The 14,946-nt window shown below is 74.6% G+C and carries 12 protein-coding genes; 8 read left to right on the top strand and 4 right to left on the bottom strand.

What is annotated here, in order from left to right; all coding sequences use genetic code 11:
- Positions 1-89: 89 nt before the first annotated feature.
- A complete protein-coding gene (gene yihA, locus C7456_RS14030) occupies positions 90-725 on the bottom strand; it encodes a ribosome biogenesis GTP-binding protein YihA/YsxC (RefSeq protein ID WP_109724449.1) in 636 nt (211 codons plus the stop codon).
- Positions 726-836: 111 nt separating this feature from the next.
- Between yihA and C7456_RS14025 the strand changes: the two genes are divergently transcribed.
- From C7456_RS14025 to C7456_RS14005, 5 genes are all read left to right on the top strand, one after another.
- Positions 837-1,604 carry a c-type cytochrome gene (locus tag C7456_RS14025; RefSeq protein ID WP_109724448.1) on the top strand — a complete coding sequence of 256 codons (768 nt, stop codon included), beginning with the start codon at positions 837-839 and terminating at the stop codon, positions 1,602-1,604.
- Between the two features lie 63 nt (positions 1,605-1,667).
- On the top strand, positions 1,668-2,555 hold the full coding sequence (locus C7456_RS14020; protein WP_109724447.1) for a thiol:disulfide interchange protein DsbA/DsbL: 888 nt from the start codon (positions 1,668-1,670) through the stop codon (positions 2,553-2,555).
- Between the two features lie 83 nt (positions 2,556-2,638).
- The gene (locus tag C7456_RS14015) at positions 2,639-3,286 is read left to right on the top strand and encodes a thiol:disulfide interchange protein DsbA/DsbL (protein ID WP_109724446.1); all 648 of its coding nucleotides are present in this window, start codon (positions 2,639-2,641) and stop codon (positions 3,284-3,286) included.
- Positions 3,287-3,367: 81 nt separating this feature from the next.
- Positions 3,368-4,165, top strand: coding sequence for an endonuclease/exonuclease/phosphatase family protein (locus C7456_RS14010; RefSeq protein ID WP_109724445.1), 798 nt, complete (start codon positions 3,368-3,370; stop codon positions 4,163-4,165).
- Positions 4,162-4,557, top strand: a complete 396-nt coding sequence (locus C7456_RS14005; RefSeq protein ID WP_245889880.1) for a hypothetical protein — start codon at positions 4,162-4,164, stop codon at positions 4,555-4,557. The genes C7456_RS14010 and C7456_RS14005 overlap by 4 nt, the downstream gene beginning before the upstream one ends.
- Here the strand turns inward: C7456_RS14005 and C7456_RS14000 are convergent.
- Positions 4,471-6,063: a glycoside hydrolase family 17 protein gene (locus tag C7456_RS14000; protein ID WP_109724444.1), complete on the bottom strand. Its 1,593-nt coding sequence runs from the start codon at positions 6,061-6,063 to the stop codon at positions 4,471-4,473. The two genes, C7456_RS14005 and C7456_RS14000, sit on opposite strands and share 87 nt — an antisense overlap.
- Before the next feature lie 417 nt (positions 6,064-6,480).
- On the opposite strand from C7456_RS14000, the gene C7456_RS13995 reads away from it, so the two are divergent.
- On the top strand, positions 6,481-8,583 hold the full coding sequence (locus C7456_RS13995) for a transglycosylase SLT domain-containing protein (protein ID WP_425454638.1): 2,103 nt from the start codon (positions 6,481-6,483) through the stop codon (positions 8,581-8,583).
- 307 nt (positions 8,584-8,890) lie between these two features.
- On the opposite strand, the gene C7456_RS13990 is transcribed toward C7456_RS13995, so the two are convergent.
- Positions 8,891-10,555, bottom strand: a complete 1,665-nt coding sequence (locus C7456_RS13990) for a trehalase family glycosidase (protein WP_109724442.1) — start codon at positions 10,553-10,555, stop codon at positions 8,891-8,893.
- A 126-nt stretch (positions 10,556-10,681) separates the two neighbouring features.
- On the opposite strand from C7456_RS13990, the gene C7456_RS13985 reads away from it, so the two are divergent.
- Both C7456_RS13985 and C7456_RS13980 read left to right on the top strand, forming a co-directional pair.
- Complete coding sequence (locus tag C7456_RS13985) at positions 10,682-11,914, top strand: multifunctional CCA addition/repair protein (RefSeq protein WP_109724441.1); 1,233 nt, start codon at positions 10,682-10,684, stop codon at positions 11,912-11,914.
- Positions 11,915-12,015: 101 nt separating this feature from the next.
- The gene (locus tag C7456_RS13980; RefSeq protein ID WP_109724440.1) at positions 12,016-13,665 is read left to right on the top strand and encodes an ArnT family glycosyltransferase; all 1,650 of its coding nucleotides are present in this window, start codon (positions 12,016-12,018) and stop codon (positions 13,663-13,665) included.
- Positions 13,666-13,696: 31 nt separating this feature from the next.
- Here the strand turns inward: C7456_RS13980 and C7456_RS13975 are convergent, their stop codons facing one another.
- Positions 13,697-14,890, bottom strand: a complete 1,194-nt coding sequence (locus C7456_RS13975; RefSeq protein ID WP_109724439.1) for a class I SAM-dependent methyltransferase — start codon at positions 14,888-14,890, stop codon at positions 13,697-13,699.
- Positions 14,891-14,946: the final 56 nt, after the last annotated feature.

Here is a 14,946-nt window from a genome sequence, read left to right as displayed (position 1 = left end):
GGCGCCGCGATCCGCGCGGCCGACCGCGGCGATGGCGCGGCATGGCGGACAAGGCCGCCATGCCGCGCGCCGGCCGGGGCACTTCGTCCTCAGCCGCGCGGCGTGCGCAGCAGCTCCGCGATGCGCTCGCGCGCCTCCTCCACGCCGGTGCCGGCGGTGGAGGAGAACACCTGCGCCGTGCCCGGCACGCCGTCCTCGCGCATGCCCCTGCGCAGCGCCTCCAGCGCGGCGGCGGCCTGGCCGCGCGCGACCTTGTCGGCCTTGGTCAGCAGCACGTGGCAGGGCAGCGCGGTGGCGGCGCAGAAGTCCAGCATCATGCGGTCGAACGGCTTGGGCGGGTGGCGGATGTCGACGATCAGCACCACGCCGCGCAAGCTCCCGCGCCGGTGCAGGTAGGCGTCGATCTCGCGCTTCCAGTGCTCGCGCAGCTCCGCCGGCACCTCGGCGTAGCCGTAGCCGGGCAGGTCGACCAGGCGCGCCTCCAGCGGCGGCCGCCCCTCGCCCTGCGCCAGCGGCGGCAGCGCGAACACCACCATCTGCTGGGTCCGCCCCGGCGTCTTGGAGGTGCGCGCCAGCCCCTTGTGGCCGGCCAGCGCGTTGAGCGCGCTGGACTTGCCGGCGTTGGAGCGGCCGGCGAAGGCCACCTCGGCGCCGCGGTCGGCGGGCAGCTGGCCCAGGCGGTGGGCGGCGAGCACGAACTGCGCGCCTTGCAGGGGATTGGGCATGGGGGCGGTTTGACCGGCTTCGGTGGCGCGGGGATAATTCCGCGGTTTCTGCCCGCCACGCGCAAGGGTTGCGTCCGCAGCGGTTGTCGCAGTTTCTCTGGAGACAAGTGTATGAGTTTTCGGCCCACCGGTTTTCGGCCCGCGATCCTGGGCAGCGCCGTCGCCCTCGCCTTCGCGCTGTCCGCCGGCGCGGTGAGCGCGCAGGAGGCCGCCAAGACGCCGGCCGCCGCCAGCTCGTCGGCGCAGCCGGCACCGGCCGCCGCCGCGCCGGCCGCCGAGACCGCCGCGGCGAAGCCGGGCGACGCCGCCGCCGGCCAGGGCAAGGCCGCCGCCTGCGGCGCCTGCCACGGCATGGACGGCAACTCCAGCGACCCGCAGTACCCCAAGCTGGCCGGCCAGCACGAGTCCTACATCGTCCGCCAGCTCACCGACTTCAAGAGCGGCAAGCGGCAGAACCCGATCATGCTGGGCATGGCCACGCCGCTGTCGGAGCAGGACATGCACGACATCGGCGCCTACTTCGCCAGCAAGAGCGCGCTGCCGGGCGTGGCCGACGAGGCGCTGGTCGAGCAGGGCCAGAAGCTGTTCCGCGAGGGCGATGCCGAGCGCGGCGTGCCGGCCTGCATGGCCTGCCACAGCATCGACGGCCGCGGCAATCCGGGCGCGATGTACCCGCAGCTGACCAGCCAGCACGCGCAGTACATCCAGGCCACGCTGAAGGCCTGGCACGACGGCACCGCGTGGGGCGACGACGCGCAGGCGCAGATCATGCCGTCGATCGCCAAGAAGCTCGACGACAAGGACATCGCCGCGCTGGCCAGCTACATCGAGGGCCTGCACGCGGCCGACGGGGCCGAGGCCAAGCCGGCCACGCCCTGACCGCCACGCACGCCGGCCCTGGGCCGGCGTGATCGTTTAGACGTCCCCTTCCCCGAGGTCACCATGTTCAAGCGTCTGCCGATCCTGTGCACTGCCCTGTTCGCGCTCGCCGCCTGCAGCAGCGGCAACGACGGCGGCGCCGGCACGGCGCCCGCCCCGGCAGGCACGGCCGCCACGGCGCCGGCCGCGGCGCCCGCCGCCGCCCCCGCCAGCAGCGCGCCGGCCGCTCCCGCCGGCGCCGCCGCCCCCGCGGCGGCCGGCACGACCCCGGCGCCGGCACCGGCGGCCACCGCCGCCGCGGCTGCCGCCCCGGCCGCCGCGCCGTTCGTCGACGACGGCAAGTGGGTCGAGGGCAAGGACTACTTCCGCATCGAGCCGGCCCAGCCGAAGGTCACCAGCACCGACAAGATCGAGGTGGTCGAGGTGTTCTCCTACGGCTGCCCGGCCTGCAACGCCTTCCACCTGACCGCCGACCAGATCGCCAGGCAGCTGCCGGCCAGCGCGGTGATGGTCTACCTGCCGGCCTCGTTCATCCCGCAGGAGAACTGGCCGATGCTGCAGCGCGCCTACCTCACCGCGCAGGCGCTGGGCGTGGCGGACAAGGCGATGGACGCGATGTACGACGCGGTGTGGGGCACCCGCGAGCTGAGCGCGATGAAGCCCGGCGGCGACGGCCTCAAGCCGATGTCCGCGCTGCCCACCATCGAGGACGCCGCCAAGGTCTACGCCAAGTTCGGCGCCGACCCGAAGGAGTTCGTCGCGGTGGCCAACTCGTTCACCATCAACACCAAGATGAAGCGCGCCGACGAGCTGGTGAAGGCCTACGGGGTGGAGGGCACGCCGACCATCGTGGTCGACGGCAAGTACCGCTTCTCGCCCTCCAGCGTCGGCGCCGCGCAGAGCATCGAGCTGGCCAAGTGGCTGGTCGCCAGGGAAGCGGCCGGCCAGTGAGGCCCCCGCGGCGCCCGGGCCGTCCGGGCGCCCGCGCCACCGAACCCCCGCGGCCGCGCCGCCGCGTTTGCGGAGAACCTTCCATGTTCAAGCGTCACGCCCGCACCCTCGTCCTGCTCGGCGGCCTGCTGCTGGCCAGCGCCTGCACCGCCTCCAACTCCGACGCCGCGGCGCCGTACACCGAGGGCCAGGAGTACGTGACCCTGCCCGCGCCGTACCAGCGCTACAGCGACGAGGGCAAGGTCGAGGTGGTGGAGGTGTTCTCCTACGGCTGCATCCACTGCGCGCACTTCGCGCCGGTCGCCGAGCAGCTGCGCAAGGCGCTGCCCAAGGACGTGGTGTTCAAGCTGGTGCCGGCGCCGTTCAGCGCCGAGTGGCTGCCCTACGCGCGCGCCTACTACGCGGCCAGGCAGCTGGGCGTGCTCGAGCAGAGCCACCTGGAGCTGTTCGCGGAGAAGTTCGCCCAGCACTACCCGATCAACACGCTGGACGAGCTGGCCGACTTCTACGCGCGCCACGGCGTGAACCGCGACGAGTTCATGCGCGTCGCCACCTCCGAGGCGGTCACCGCGCAGATCAAGCGCGACTTCGAGCTGATCCAGAAGTGGCAGGTGGACGGCACCCCGACCATCGTGGTGGACGGCAAGTACCGCAGCGCCCAGGTCAAGAGCTACGACCAGCTCTCCGCGCTGACCCAGTGGCTGGTCAAGCGCGAGCTGGCCGGCAAGTGAGGCCGGCCGCGCCGGCCGCTTGCCGCCGCGGCCGGCGCCCCCATCTTGGTGCGGGATGCTTCGCCCGCTAACGTCGTCCCGATGACCCGCGCTCCCGCCCCGTCCGAACGCCGCCTGCGCCTGCTGAGCTGCAACATCCTCGCCGGCGCCAGCGTGCAGCGCTACCGGGAATACGTCACCCGCAGCCTCAACGCGGTGCTGCCCGGCCGCAGCAAGCTGGACAACCTCGACCGCCTGGCCGAGGTGCTGCCGCAGTTCGACGTGATCGGCCTGCAGGAGGCCGACGCCGGCAGCCTGCGCTCGGGCTTCCTCAACCAGACCCGCTACCTGGCCGAGACCTCCGGCCTGCCGTTCTGGAGCCACCAGCCGAACCGGCCGATGGCGCGGCTGGCGCATTCGGCCAACGGCCTGATCAGCCGGCTGGAGCCGCACAGCGTGCTGGACTACCCGCTGCCCAGCCGCATCCCCGGCCGCGGCGCGCTGCTGGTGCGCTACGGCGAGGCGCGGGAGGCGCTCACCGTGATGGTCGCCCACCTCTCGCTGAGCGCGCCGGCGCGCGCCAGGCAGTTGGCCTTCATCGCCGAGCTGCTGCAGGACTACCCCAACGCGGTGCTGATGGGCGACCTCAACACCGACGTGCACAGCCGCGAGATGCAGCAACTGTTCAAGCGCAGCCACCTGCAGCCGCCGGTGCAGGCCGCCGCCACCTTCCCGAGCTGGAAGCCGCGCCGCGCGCTGGACCACATCCTCGCCTCGCCCGGCATCCGCCTCGACAAGGTGTGGACGCTGCCGCAGGCGTTCTCCGACCACCTGCCGCTGGCCGCCGAGATCAGCCTGCCGGCCCATCTCGCGCCGCAGGCGCAGCGGTTGCGCCGATGAGGCGGCTGCGCCCGGCCCTGCCCTGGCTGCTGCTGGCGCTGGTCGCGCTGGCGGCGGTGGCGGTCCGCTACGGGCTGATCGAGGCCAGCGTGCTGGGGCACCGCTGCGAGGCCGCGCCCGGCACGCCGCTGTGCGCCGTGCGGCAGGCGCTGGTGCTCGGCTTCCTCGGCTACGGCTACGGCTACGCCGCGCTGGCGGCGAGCGCGCTGGCGCTGCTGTGGCGGCGGCTGCCCGTGGCCTGGCTGGCCGCCGCGCTGGGCGTGCTCGCGCTGCTGCTGTACTGCGTCGAGGCCGGCGCCTTCGCGCTACTGGTGGGCTGCCTGCGCCTGCTGCGCTGCCAGGCCGCGGCGCAGTACGGGAACGGCCAGGGCGAGGTTCAGGCCCAGCCATAGCCAGGTCACCGCGTCCAGCCCCAGCTCCATCGCCACCAGCACCGCGCCCATCAGCGCCGCCGCGCCGGCCAGGAAGCGTTCCTCCAGCGACGGCGCCAGCCGCGCGCCGGCCGCCGCCAGCAGCGCGTAGCCGGCGCAGGGCAGCGCGAACAGGCCCAGCGGGAAGTCGCGGTAGCGGCCGTCGGCGGTCAGCAGCAGGTCGAGCAGCGCCAGTCCGAACAGCCAGCCGAAGCGCAGCCAGCGCGGCGGCAGCGGCGCGGCCGTGCCGGCCAGCCGCGCGGCCAGCGCGCGCGCCAGCCACAGCGCGGTGAGCAGCGCGGCGAGGCAGGCCGCGCCCGACAGCGCCCACTCGAATGCGTTGCGGCAGGCGTAGAGCATCTGCCGGCCCTGCCAGGCCAGCGCCAGGCCGCCGCCCGCGCCGGCCAGCGCCAGCGCGGCCCAGCCGCGCGCGCCGCGCCAGCCGCGCTTCCACGCGCCGGCGACGGCGAACAGCAGCGCGCCGGCCGCGCCGGCCAGCCAGCCCAGCCACCAGCGCGGCTCCTCGGTGACCGGGCCGGCCATGGCGAACTTCGGCCGCGCGTCGACGTCGAAGATGCCCCAGTAGCCGCCCACGGTGCCCTCCTGCGCGCGCTTCCACGGCTGGTCGAAGGCCTCGATCACGTTGTAGGGCATGTCCACGGTGGCGGCGTAGGCGAGGAACTCGCGCAGGTAGCGCGCCTCGTTCACCAGGCTGGCGCGCGCGGCGCGGCGCGCGCGGCCCGCGCTGGGCCAGCCGGTCTCGCCGATCATCACCGCCTTGCCCGGGAAGGCGCGGCGGATCTGCGCGTACACCTCGGCCACGTGGCGCACCGCGTGCTCGGGCGGCACCGGGTCGTCCTCCCAGTACGGCAGGATGTGGATGGTGAGGTAGTCCACCGCCTGCGCCATTTGCGGGTAGCGCAGCCAGTCCTCCCACACGTCGGCGTAGCTCACCGGCACCGCCGGCGGGATCGCCGCGCGCACCTGGCGCGCGTAGGCGGCCAGCGCCTCCGGCGCCAGCTCGCCGCGCAGCAGCACCTCGTTGCCAACGATCACCCCGCGCAGCGCCCGCGGGTGCGCGTTCGCGGTGGCGATGCCGCGCGCCACCTCGCGCGCGTTGGCGAGCGGGTCGCGGTCCAGCCAGATGCCCATGATCACCTTCATGCCGTAGCGCTCGGCGATGCCCGGCACCGCGTCGAGGCCGAACGCCTGCGAGTAGGTGCGCACGCAGTCGAAGCGCTGCGACAGCGCGCGCAGGTCGGCGTCGATGCGTTGCGGACTGACGAAGGCGCGCAGGTCGTATGGCGTCTCGCCCGGCGCGCGGAACGGCGCGTAGGAGACGCAGGCGATGCGCGACGAGGGCGCGTCCGGCAGCGCCACCGGGCGGCCCATCCACCACCACCACAGCGCGCCGGCGGCCGCGAGCAGCGCCAGCGCGAGCCAGACCGGCCAGTGCGAGCGTGTCGAAGGCGAGGGAGCGGACGGCATGCGATTCCCGGCTCGGAACGAGCGCGCAAGCTTAGCAGGCGGCCGGCGGGCCTTAGAGAGCTCCCCGTGCCCGCCGGGAGCCGCCTGCGCGCGGGCATGCGCGAAAAGGAGTGCGTCGACCCACGACGGCGCGGCATGGCGTGAGCGGGGCGATGCTTCGGGCATCGCGGCCTCCGGCCGCGATCGACCTGGCGCGAGACCGCCAACGGCCTCGATGGAAGAACGGCCAGCACCGCCTCCACCACCCGCACGCGCTCCATCCCGCGGGCCTTCCTGCACTCTCTTCCCCGGAAGGCCATGGGCAGGCTCTTAACCGTGCAGTCACCGCGGCGCCGGCAAGCTGGCGTCGCCCGTCGCGGCGCGGCGGCGCACTACACTTTCCCGCACATCGACCGACGGATCGGCCAAGGAGTCCCCATGCCCATGCACGCGCCGCGGCGCCGCCCCTTCCGCCTGCTGGCCCTGCTCGCGCTGTGCCTGCCGCTCGCCGGCCCCGCCGCCGACGCGCCGGCGACGCTGCAGCAGCGCGCGGCCTTCCGCCAGGCCTGGGCGGCGGCGCAGCAGGGCGGCGAGGGCTGGCGCGCCTGGGACGCGCAGCTGGCCGGCTACCCGATCTACCCGTACCTGGAAGCGGCCGCGCTCACCCACGACCTCCGCCAGCTCGACCGCGCGCGGGTGGAGGACTACCTGCGCCGCTACCCGGACCTGATCCCCGCCGCCGACCTGCGCCGCGACTTCCTGCTGGAGCTGGCGCGCCGGCAGGACTGGGACGGCTTCCTCGCGCTGTACCGGCCGGGCCTGGGCGACACGCTGGCCTGCGACGCGCTGCAGGCGCGGCTGGCGCACGGCGCACGGCTCGACTTCGAGCGCGACCTCGCCGCGCTGTGGCAGAAGCCCGCCCTGCCCGGCGCCTGCGATCCGGTGCTGCAGGCCGCGCACGACGCCGGCCTGCTCACCGCCGAGCGGCTGTGGGCGCGCATCGACCGCGCGGTGGACGCCGGCCAGGGCGGCACCGTCGCCATGCTCGCGCCGTGGCTGCCGGCCGACCAGGCACAGGCCGCGCAGCGGCTGGCGCAGGCGCTGCGCGATCCGGCCGGCGCCGCGCTGGACGCGCAGCGCTGGCCCGACACGCCGCGCCACCGCCAGGCCGCGGCGCTGGCGGTGCAGCGGCTGGCACGGCGCCAGTCCGACAGCGCCGACGCCGCCTGGCAGGCGCTGCAGGCGCGCTTCCGCTTCACTCCCGCGCAGCGCGACGCCGTGCTGTACGCGCTGGCGCTCTACCACGCCACCGACTTCGACGAGCGCGCGCTGGAGCGCCTGGCCGCGCTGCCCGCCACGGCGCAGACCGGCGCCAGCCGCGAATGGCGCGCGCGCGTGGCGCTGGCGCGGCAGGACTGGCCGGCGGTGCTCGCCGCGATCGAGGCGATGCCGGCCGCGCAGCAGGACGACGCCGAGTGGCGCTACTTCCGCGCCCGCGCGCTGGCCGCCACCGGCCGCGAGGCGGCGGCGCAGACGCTCTTCGCCGCGCTCGCCGCCGAGCCGGGCTACTTCGGCTTCCTCGCCGCCGACCGCCTCGGCCAGAGCTACGCGCTGTGCCCGCTCGATCCGCCGAGCGACCCGCAGCGCGAGCAGGCGCTGCTCGCCGAGCCCGGCCTGACGCGCGCGTTCGAGCTGTACGCGGTGGGCCTGCCGCGGCAGGCGCGGCGCGAATGGTCGCGCGCGCTGGACGGCGCCGACCCGGCCACGCTGGCGCTGGCCGCGGACCTCGCCTACCGCAACGGCTGGTACGACCGCGCGGTGTTCGTCTTCAGCAGCGGCGAGGCGCTGCGCTACTACGAGGAGCGCTTCCCGCTGGCCAGCCAGGACGGCGTGGTGCCGCAGGCCGGGCAGGCCGGCATCGACCCGGCCTGGGCCTACGCGATCGCCCGCGCCGAGAGCGCGTGGATGAGCGACGCGCGCTCCGGCGCCGACGCGCGCGGCCTGATGCAGCTGCTGCCGCAGACCGCGGCGCAGGTGGCGCGGCGCAACGGGCTGGACTGGCAGGGCGGCGACTCGCTGTACGACCCGGTGGTGAACATCGCGCTGGGCACGCGCTACCTGGCGCAGATGGCCGCGCGCTTCGGCGGCGCGCCGTGGCTGGCCAGCGCGGCCTACAACGCCGGCCCGGAGAAGGTGCAGCAGTGGCTGGACGCGCGCGGCGCATTGCCGCCGGACCTGTTCGTCGCCAGCATCCCGTACAAGGAGACGCGCGAGTACGTGGCGCGGGTGATGGCCTTCAGCGTGATCTACGACTGGCGGCTCAACGGCAAGGCGCTGGCGCTGTCCAGCCGCATGACGCCGGTCGGCCAGCCCTATGCGCCGCCGCCGGCCGGCGCGCCGCGCCGGCCGGTGGCGTGCCCCGTCGTCGCGGTGCCGGCGGCGGCGCCGGCCGAAAGCGCGTCGGTGCCGGCCGCGCCCGCGTCGTCAGTGGCGCCGGCCGCCGAGCCGGCGGAAGCCGCGTCCGGCGGATCGGCGCGCTAGGCGATCGGCCTTCGCTCCGTCACGGGCGAAGCCTCGGCGAGGAAAGATCCGCCGGAGCGACCTCGGCGGGCCTGGTCGCGCGCCGCACGCACCGCCAGGCGCCGAGGCGTCGGATGCGTTCCCTGGTCGCCCGCGCATGACGGGCGAAGTGGTGCGACCGCGCGAAGGGAAGGCGGCGCGACGCGGCGCGCGACCAGGCGCCTTCACAAGCGCCGGCCCCTCACCCCGGCCCTCTCCCCGGAGGGGAGAGGGCGCAGGGAGTGGCGGTGCGCAGGGGGCAGCGGGACGGCACCTCGCGGCCGCCGGCTCAGGGCGTGGCCGCCGGCGCCTTGGCGGCGGCCGGGCGCTGCGCGCGCAGCAGCTCCTGCAGCTTGAGGTACACGCCGTTGGTCCAGCCGAAGCCGATCACGTTCTCGCTGTAGCCGGCGGTGACCTTCACGTCGGCGTTGCCGCTGACCATGTTGTACTTCTCGCGGATGGTGCCGTCGTCGGCCAGGCCCTGGTCCACCGTGGCGGCGAACCTGGCGGCGAGGCGGCGCGCGTCGTCGTGGAAGCCGTAGGCGTCCAGCCCCGCCACCGCCAGCCAGTTGGTCGGCGCCCAGCCGAACGGCTCGTCCCACTGCGCGCCGCTGGCGTGGCGGCTCATCGACAGCCCGCCCTTGCGCTCGAACACCGCCAGCCGGGCGCGCACCGCGCGGGCCTGCGCGTCGGAGGCCGCGCCCGCCCACAGCGGGTAGAAGGTGTTGAGGTAGGGCTCGTCCGAGGACTTGCCGGCGACGAAGTCGTAGTCGCGGTACATGCCCGCCTCCGGCCGCCACAGGTACTCGTCCATCGCCGCCTTGCGCGCCGCCGCGGCGGCCTCGAAGCGCTGCGCGTCGGCCACCCTGCCCAGCCGCAGCGCGAAGTCGTGCAGGTCGCGCTCGTAGCGGTACAGCAGGCTGTTGAGGTCCACCGGCGCGTAGCGGTGGGTGGAGCCGCCGAACGGGCCGAAGTGGAAGTTGATGTCGAAGCCCGACTCGCGCATCGCGCGGTCGCCGTGGAAGTAGTCCGCGCTCAGGCGGTAGCCCTGGTACCAGGCGTCCGCGCAGACCTTGGAGGCGCGCACGTCGCAGCTCGTCTCGGCCAGCTTCGCCGCCTCCGCGGCGTCGGGATGCGCGGAGGCCTTCACCAGGTAGCCCGGGTCCTGCCGCGGGTGCGCCAGCAGCCAGGCGATCACGCCGTGCAGGTAGCGCGCGTCCTGCATCTCCAGCACCGGCGCGGCGGGGCCGAGGTCGTTGTAGCGCGCCAGGCCGGTGCCGCCGGCGCGGTGCTCCGGGCGGGTCCAGGTGGCGTAGTCGCGCAGCGCCAGCGGATAGGCCTTGGCCAGCCACGCGCTCGCCTCGCCGGCGTCCTTGAAGCTGGCCGGGTCGTCCAGCACCGCGCGGATCATCGCGGTGAGGAACGGCGGCTGCGAGCGGCTGAGGTAGTAGGTGCGGTTGGCGTTGAGCACCGCGCCGTAGTGCTCGATCTCGAACAGGAAGTTCTCCACCATGCCGCGCGCCATCGCCTCGCGGTGGTCGGCGACCAGGCCGAGCACGATGAAGTAGCTGTCCCAGCCGTACATCTCGTTGAAGAAGCCGCCGGGCACCACGTAGGGATGCGGCAGGTAGAGCAGGCCCTGCACCGGCAGGCGGGCCGGGTCCACCTCGCCGAGGCGGGCGATCGGCCGGGGCAGGCGGCGCACGTCCACGTTGCAGCGCTGCGCGGCCCTGGCCAGCGCCGCCGGCTCGGCCACGTCCGCCGGCAGGTAGACCACCGGCCGCGTGGCGACCTTGGGGTCGACCAGCGAGGCGCAGTCGTCCATCGAGCGCGTGAGCGTGTCCCAGGCGTGGTCGATGTAGGCGCGCGTCTTCGCCGCGTCGGGCGCGGCGGCGTGCGCGGCGAAGGCGAGGACGGCGAGCAGGGCGGAGGCGAATCGCGGCAAGGGCTTCATGGCATCGACCTTTGCATCGGGGGAATGGGCGGCCTCGCCGGTTATACCACCGCGGCCGCGCGTGGAATCGCCGGAACATGCCCGCCGCGCCGCGACCGCGCGCGGCGGCATGGCAGAATCGCCGCCATGCGAACCTATCTCGTCGGCGGCGCGGTGCGCGACAAACGGCTGGGCCGCACGGGCGGCGACCGCGACCACGTGGTGGTCGGCGCCACGCCGGCGCAGCTGCTGGCGCTGGGCTTCCGCCCGGTCGGCAAGGACTTCCCGGTGTTCCTGCATCCCGCGACCGGCGAGGAGTACGCGCTGGCGCGCACCGAGCGCAAGACCGGCCGCGGCTACCACGGCTTCGCCTTCCACGCCGACCCGTCGGTGACGCTGGAGCAGGACCTGGCGCGGCGCGACCTCACCATCAACGCGATGGCCGAGGACGAGCACGGCGCGCTGGTCGACCCCTACGGCGGCGCGCGCGACCTGGAGGCGCGCGTGCTGCGCCACGTCTCGCCCGCCTTCGTGGAGGACCCGGTGCGCCTCTTGCGCGTGGCGCGCTTCGCCGCGCGCTTCGCGCCGCTGGGCTTCACCGTCGCCGAGGAGACCATGGCGCTGATGCGGCGGATGGTGCGCGGGGGCGAGGTCGACCACCTCGTGCCCGAGCGGGTATGGCAGGAGACGCGCAAGGCGCTGGCCGAGGCGCGCCCGTCCGCCTTCCTGCGCGTGCTGCGCGAGGCCGGCGCGCTGGCGGTGCTGTTCCCCGAGGTGGACGCGCTGTACGGCGTGCCGCAGCGCGCCGAGTTCCACCCGGAGATCGACACCGGCGTGCACGTGGAGATGGTGCTGGACGCCGCCGCCGCGGTCGCGCCGGGCGACGACCTGGTCGGCTTCTGCGCGCTCACCCACGACCTCGGCAAGGCGCTCACGCCGGCGGACGAACTGCCGCGCCACGTCGGCCACGAGCAGCGCGGCGTGGCGCCGCTGCGCGCGCTGGCCGCGCGGCTGAAGGTGCCGGCCGAGCACGCCGCGCTGGCCGAGATCGTCTGCCGCGAGCACCTCAACGCGCACCGCGCGTTCGAGCTCAGGCCCGCCACGGTGCTCAAGCTGCTGGAATCGCTCGGCGCGCTGCGCCGCCCGGCGCGCCTCGACAGCTTCCTCGCCGCCTGCCTCGCCGACAAGCGCGGCCGGCTCGGCCACGAGCACGACGACTACCCGCAGGCCGACTACCTGCGCGCGGCGCGCGAGGCCGCCGCCGCGGTGGTCGCCGCGCCGTTCGTGGCGCAGGGGCTGCAGGGGCCGGCCGTCGGCGCGGCGATGGCGCGCGAACGCATCCGGGCCATCGGCAAGCTGCGGCCGGCCACCTCGCCCTGATCGCACCGGGCCGGCGTGCCCTCGCCGTGGACGGGTAGAATGCGCCGGCGTCGCGGGCCCTTCGCCGCGCACTCGATCCCCCCATCGCTGCGGAGCGGCGGATGACATTGCTGAAACGCTGGACGGACCAGCCGCTTGCGAGGCTGGCCGCCTGCCTGCTGCTGGGGGCCCTGGCCGGCATCGCCTGGGGCCAGGACGCCGACTGGGACCTGAGGAACTATCACCTCTACAACGCCTGGGCATTCCTTCACGACCGCGATGCCCGCGACCTCGCCGCCGCGGGCATGCAATCGTTCTTCAATCCCCTGCTCGACCTGCCCTACTACCTGCTCGGCACCGGCCCATGGGCGGCATGGCCACGCGGGCTGGCCGCCGGCCAAGGGCTCTGGTATGGCCTGCTGCTGTTCGTGCTTTGCGCCATCGCCCGGCAGCTGGCGCGGCTGCAGGGGCGCGACTGGGGCTGGCCCGATGCCATGGCCGTCGTCATCGGCGCCACCGGGACCATGCTGGTCTCCCAGGCGGGCACCACCATGAACGAGGTGCCGCTCGCCTGCCTCGTCCTGCTCGGCTTCGCCTGCCTGCTGCGGCTCCACGGCGATGCCGCGGACGGCCCGCCCGCGCGCTGGGCCCTGCTGGCCGGCGCCTGCTGCGGCCTGGCGGTGGGACTGAAGCCGACCGCGATGGTCTACCCGCCGGCCATGGCCCTGGCCGTGCTGTCGACGCTGCGCCCGCGCGGGCGCGCCTGGCGGATGGCGCTGCTGTTCGGCGCGGCGACGGCGCTGGCCTTCCTGCTGGTCTACGGCTGGTGGGGCTGGCGCCTGTACCTGCGCACGGGCAATCCCTGCTTCCCCCTGTTCAACCAGGTGTTCCGCTCCGATTGGATCGCGCCCGCGGCCGGCACGGATTTGCAGTTCCGTCCGCGCAGCGCGGCCCAATGGGTGTTCTATCCGTTCTATTGGCTGCGGTCGAACCAGCGCGTGGTCACCGAGGTCCGCTTCGCCGACCCGCGCTACGCGATGGCATGGCTCGCGGCCGCCTGCTTCGGCATGCGCCGCCTGCTGGCCCGCTGGCGCGGCGAGCCGGCGACCGGAGTCGCGCCGCAGGCCATGCTCGTGCTTTTCGTCGCATCGGCCTACGTCCTCTGGCTGGCGGTGTTCTCGATCCTGCGCTACGCCGTGGCGATCGAGGCGCTGAGCGGCCTGGTGCTGCTCGCCGCATGCCGCGCCGGGACGCCTCATGCGCTCCATCCTTCCGCCCTCCGGCGCACCGGCCGGGCGATGGCGCTGCTCGCCGTCGCCGCCATCGCGGCAAGCCGCTATCCCAACTGGGGCCATGTGCCCTTCGGCGAACGCAACTACCGCATCGAGACCGGCGCCGTGGAGGCGGGATCCATGGTGTTCTTCGTCGGCGCGCCCGTCGCCTATCTCGCCCCTTTCTTCCCGCGGGCCGAAACCCTGGATTTCGTCGGCCTTACCTGGTTCATGGACAAGGCCCGGGGATATCGGCTGTGGTCGATGGCGCGGCAGCGCGTCGCCAGTCACTCGGGACCGTTCTACGCGGTCCTCGGCGAGGATGCCCGCCAGCAGGAGCCGCAGCTCGAACGCCTGCTGCCGGGCAGCCGCCTCGACGGCTGCCGGACCATCAGCTCGAACCTGGAAAACGACAGGCACGGCCGCCCGCGTCCCGGCCTCCGGCTTTGCCGCGTCGCCGTCGCCGGCGCCAAGGAGCCGCCGGTCGCATCGCCGAAATGAATGAAGCTGCGGACGTGCCGGGACGCCAGGCTCAGAGCCGCCCGCCCTGGTCGGCCGCGAGCAGCTCGGCCGGCAACGGCAACATCTCCATGCCGCGCGCGAACAGCATGGCCTGGAAGCGTTCGCCCATGCGGTCGGGCAGCGTGAGGCGCTTCACCTCCTGCGCCAGGCGGTAGCGCGCCGGCTCGTCCGCGGCGGCGGCGTAGGCTTCCTCGAAGGCTTGCTGCAGGCCGCTGGCGATCAGGAACTGCGCCTGCGGCAGGTAGGCCGCTACGCCGAAGCCGGCGCTGTTGCCGGCCTCGGCCAGCGCGGTGAAGTCCACCGAGGCGGTGAGGTCGTTGAGGCCGGGCAGGAAGAACGGATCGGCGTGCGCATGGTGGCGGTAGTGCGCCATCAGCGTGCCGTCGCGGCGCTCGGGCAGGTAGTACTCGCGGCGCACGTAACCGTAGTCGACGAACAGCATCAGCCCCGCCTCGAGGCTGCCGGCCACCGCCTGCAGCCAGTACGGCAGCTGCGGCAGGATCTCCGAGCGGTAGCCGTCGGCGAAGGGCGCGCCGAGGTCGCACTCGACGTGGCGCACCGCGCCGGCCACCAGCGCGTCGGCGGGGCGGTCGGTGCGCATCAGCCGGCCCTCGCCGTCCAGCGCCACGTGCTCCTCGTAGACCTCGCCGCCGCGCATGCCGAAGCGCGTGGTCGGCAGCGCGTCGATCACCTCGTTGGCGAACAGCACGCCGCGCCAGGTTTCCTCCGGCGGGCGGTCGAGCCAGGCCACGCGCGCGGCCACGTCCGCCGGCAGCGCGGCGGCCAGGCGCTCGCGCTGGCGTTCGCGCAGGTCGGCGCTGGGCTCCAGGATGAGGTAGCGGCGCGGCAGCGTGCCGGCCTGCGCCAGCGCCTTCAGCGCGGCTTCCGCGAAGGCGCCGCTGCCGCCGCCCAGTTCGAGGAAATCCGCCGCGCCGCCGAGCAGCGCCAGCGCCGGCTGCACCGCGTTGGCCACGCAGCGGGCGAACAGGTCGCCCAGCTCCGGCGCGGTGACGAAGTCGCCCGCCGCGCCGAACTTGGCCTTGCCCGCGCTGTAGTAGCCCAGCCCCGGCGCGTAGAGGCAGCGCTCCATGTACTGCGCGAACGGCATCGGCCCGTGCGCGGCGATCTGCTCGCGCAGCAGCCGCACGAGGTGGTCGGAGAGCGCGCGCTCGTCGGGGCCGGGTTCGGGGAGGCGGGAGGGCATGCGGGCGGGGGATCGGCGGCGAGGCGACAAGGATAGCCGATGGTGCCGGTCGCGCC

The organism is Fulvimonas soli (assembly GCF_003148905.1).
Taxonomy (GTDB): domain Bacteria; phylum Pseudomonadota; class Gammaproteobacteria; order Xanthomonadales; family Rhodanobacteraceae; genus Fulvimonas; species Fulvimonas soli.
Note: the sequence above shows the minus strand (reverse complement) of the source record. Positions and strands in the feature narration are given on the sequence as shown.

Bases quoted from the DNA above. Each gene is read 5' to 3' on its own strand.
- yihA (WP_109724449.1), bottom strand. From the start codon at position 725: ATGCCCAATCCCCTGCAAGGCGCGCAGTTCGTGCTCGCCGCCCACCGC.
- C7456_RS14010 (WP_109724445.1), top strand. From the start codon at position 3,368: ATGACCCGCGCTCCCGCCCCGTCCGAACGCCGCCTGCGCCTGCTGAGC.
- C7456_RS14005 (WP_245889880.1), top strand. From the start codon at position 4,162: ATGAGGCGGCTGCGCCCGGCCCTGCCCTGGCTGCTGCTGGCGCTGGTC.
- C7456_RS13990 (WP_109724442.1), bottom strand. From the start codon at position 10,555: ATGAAGCCCTTGCCGCGATTCGCCTCCGCCCTGCTCGCCGTCCTCGCC.
- C7456_RS14020 (WP_109724447.1), top strand. From the start codon at position 1,668: ATGTTCAAGCGTCTGCCGATCCTGTGCACTGCCCTGTTCGCGCTCGCC.
- C7456_RS14015 (WP_109724446.1), top strand. From the start codon at position 2,639: ATGTTCAAGCGTCACGCCCGCACCCTCGTCCTGCTCGGCGGCCTGCTG.
- C7456_RS13980 (WP_109724440.1), top strand. From the start codon at position 12,016: ATGACATTGCTGAAACGCTGGACGGACCAGCCGCTTGCGAGGCTGGCC.
- C7456_RS14025 (WP_109724448.1), top strand. From the start codon at position 837: ATGAGTTTTCGGCCCACCGGTTTTCGGCCCGCGATCCTGGGCAGCGCC.
- C7456_RS13995 (WP_425454638.1), top strand. From the start codon at position 6,481: ATGCCCATGCACGCGCCGCGGCGCCGCCCCTTCCGCCTGCTGGCCCTG.
- C7456_RS13975 (WP_109724439.1), bottom strand. From the start codon at position 14,890: ATGCCCTCCCGCCTCCCCGAACCCGGCCCCGACGAGCGCGCGCTCTCC.
- C7456_RS13985 (WP_109724441.1), top strand. From the start codon at position 10,682: ATGCGAACCTATCTCGTCGGCGGCGCGGTGCGCGACAAACGGCTGGGC.
- C7456_RS14000 (WP_109724444.1), bottom strand. From the start codon at position 6,063: ATGCCGTCCGCTCCCTCGCCTTCGACACGCTCGCACTGGCCGGTCTGG.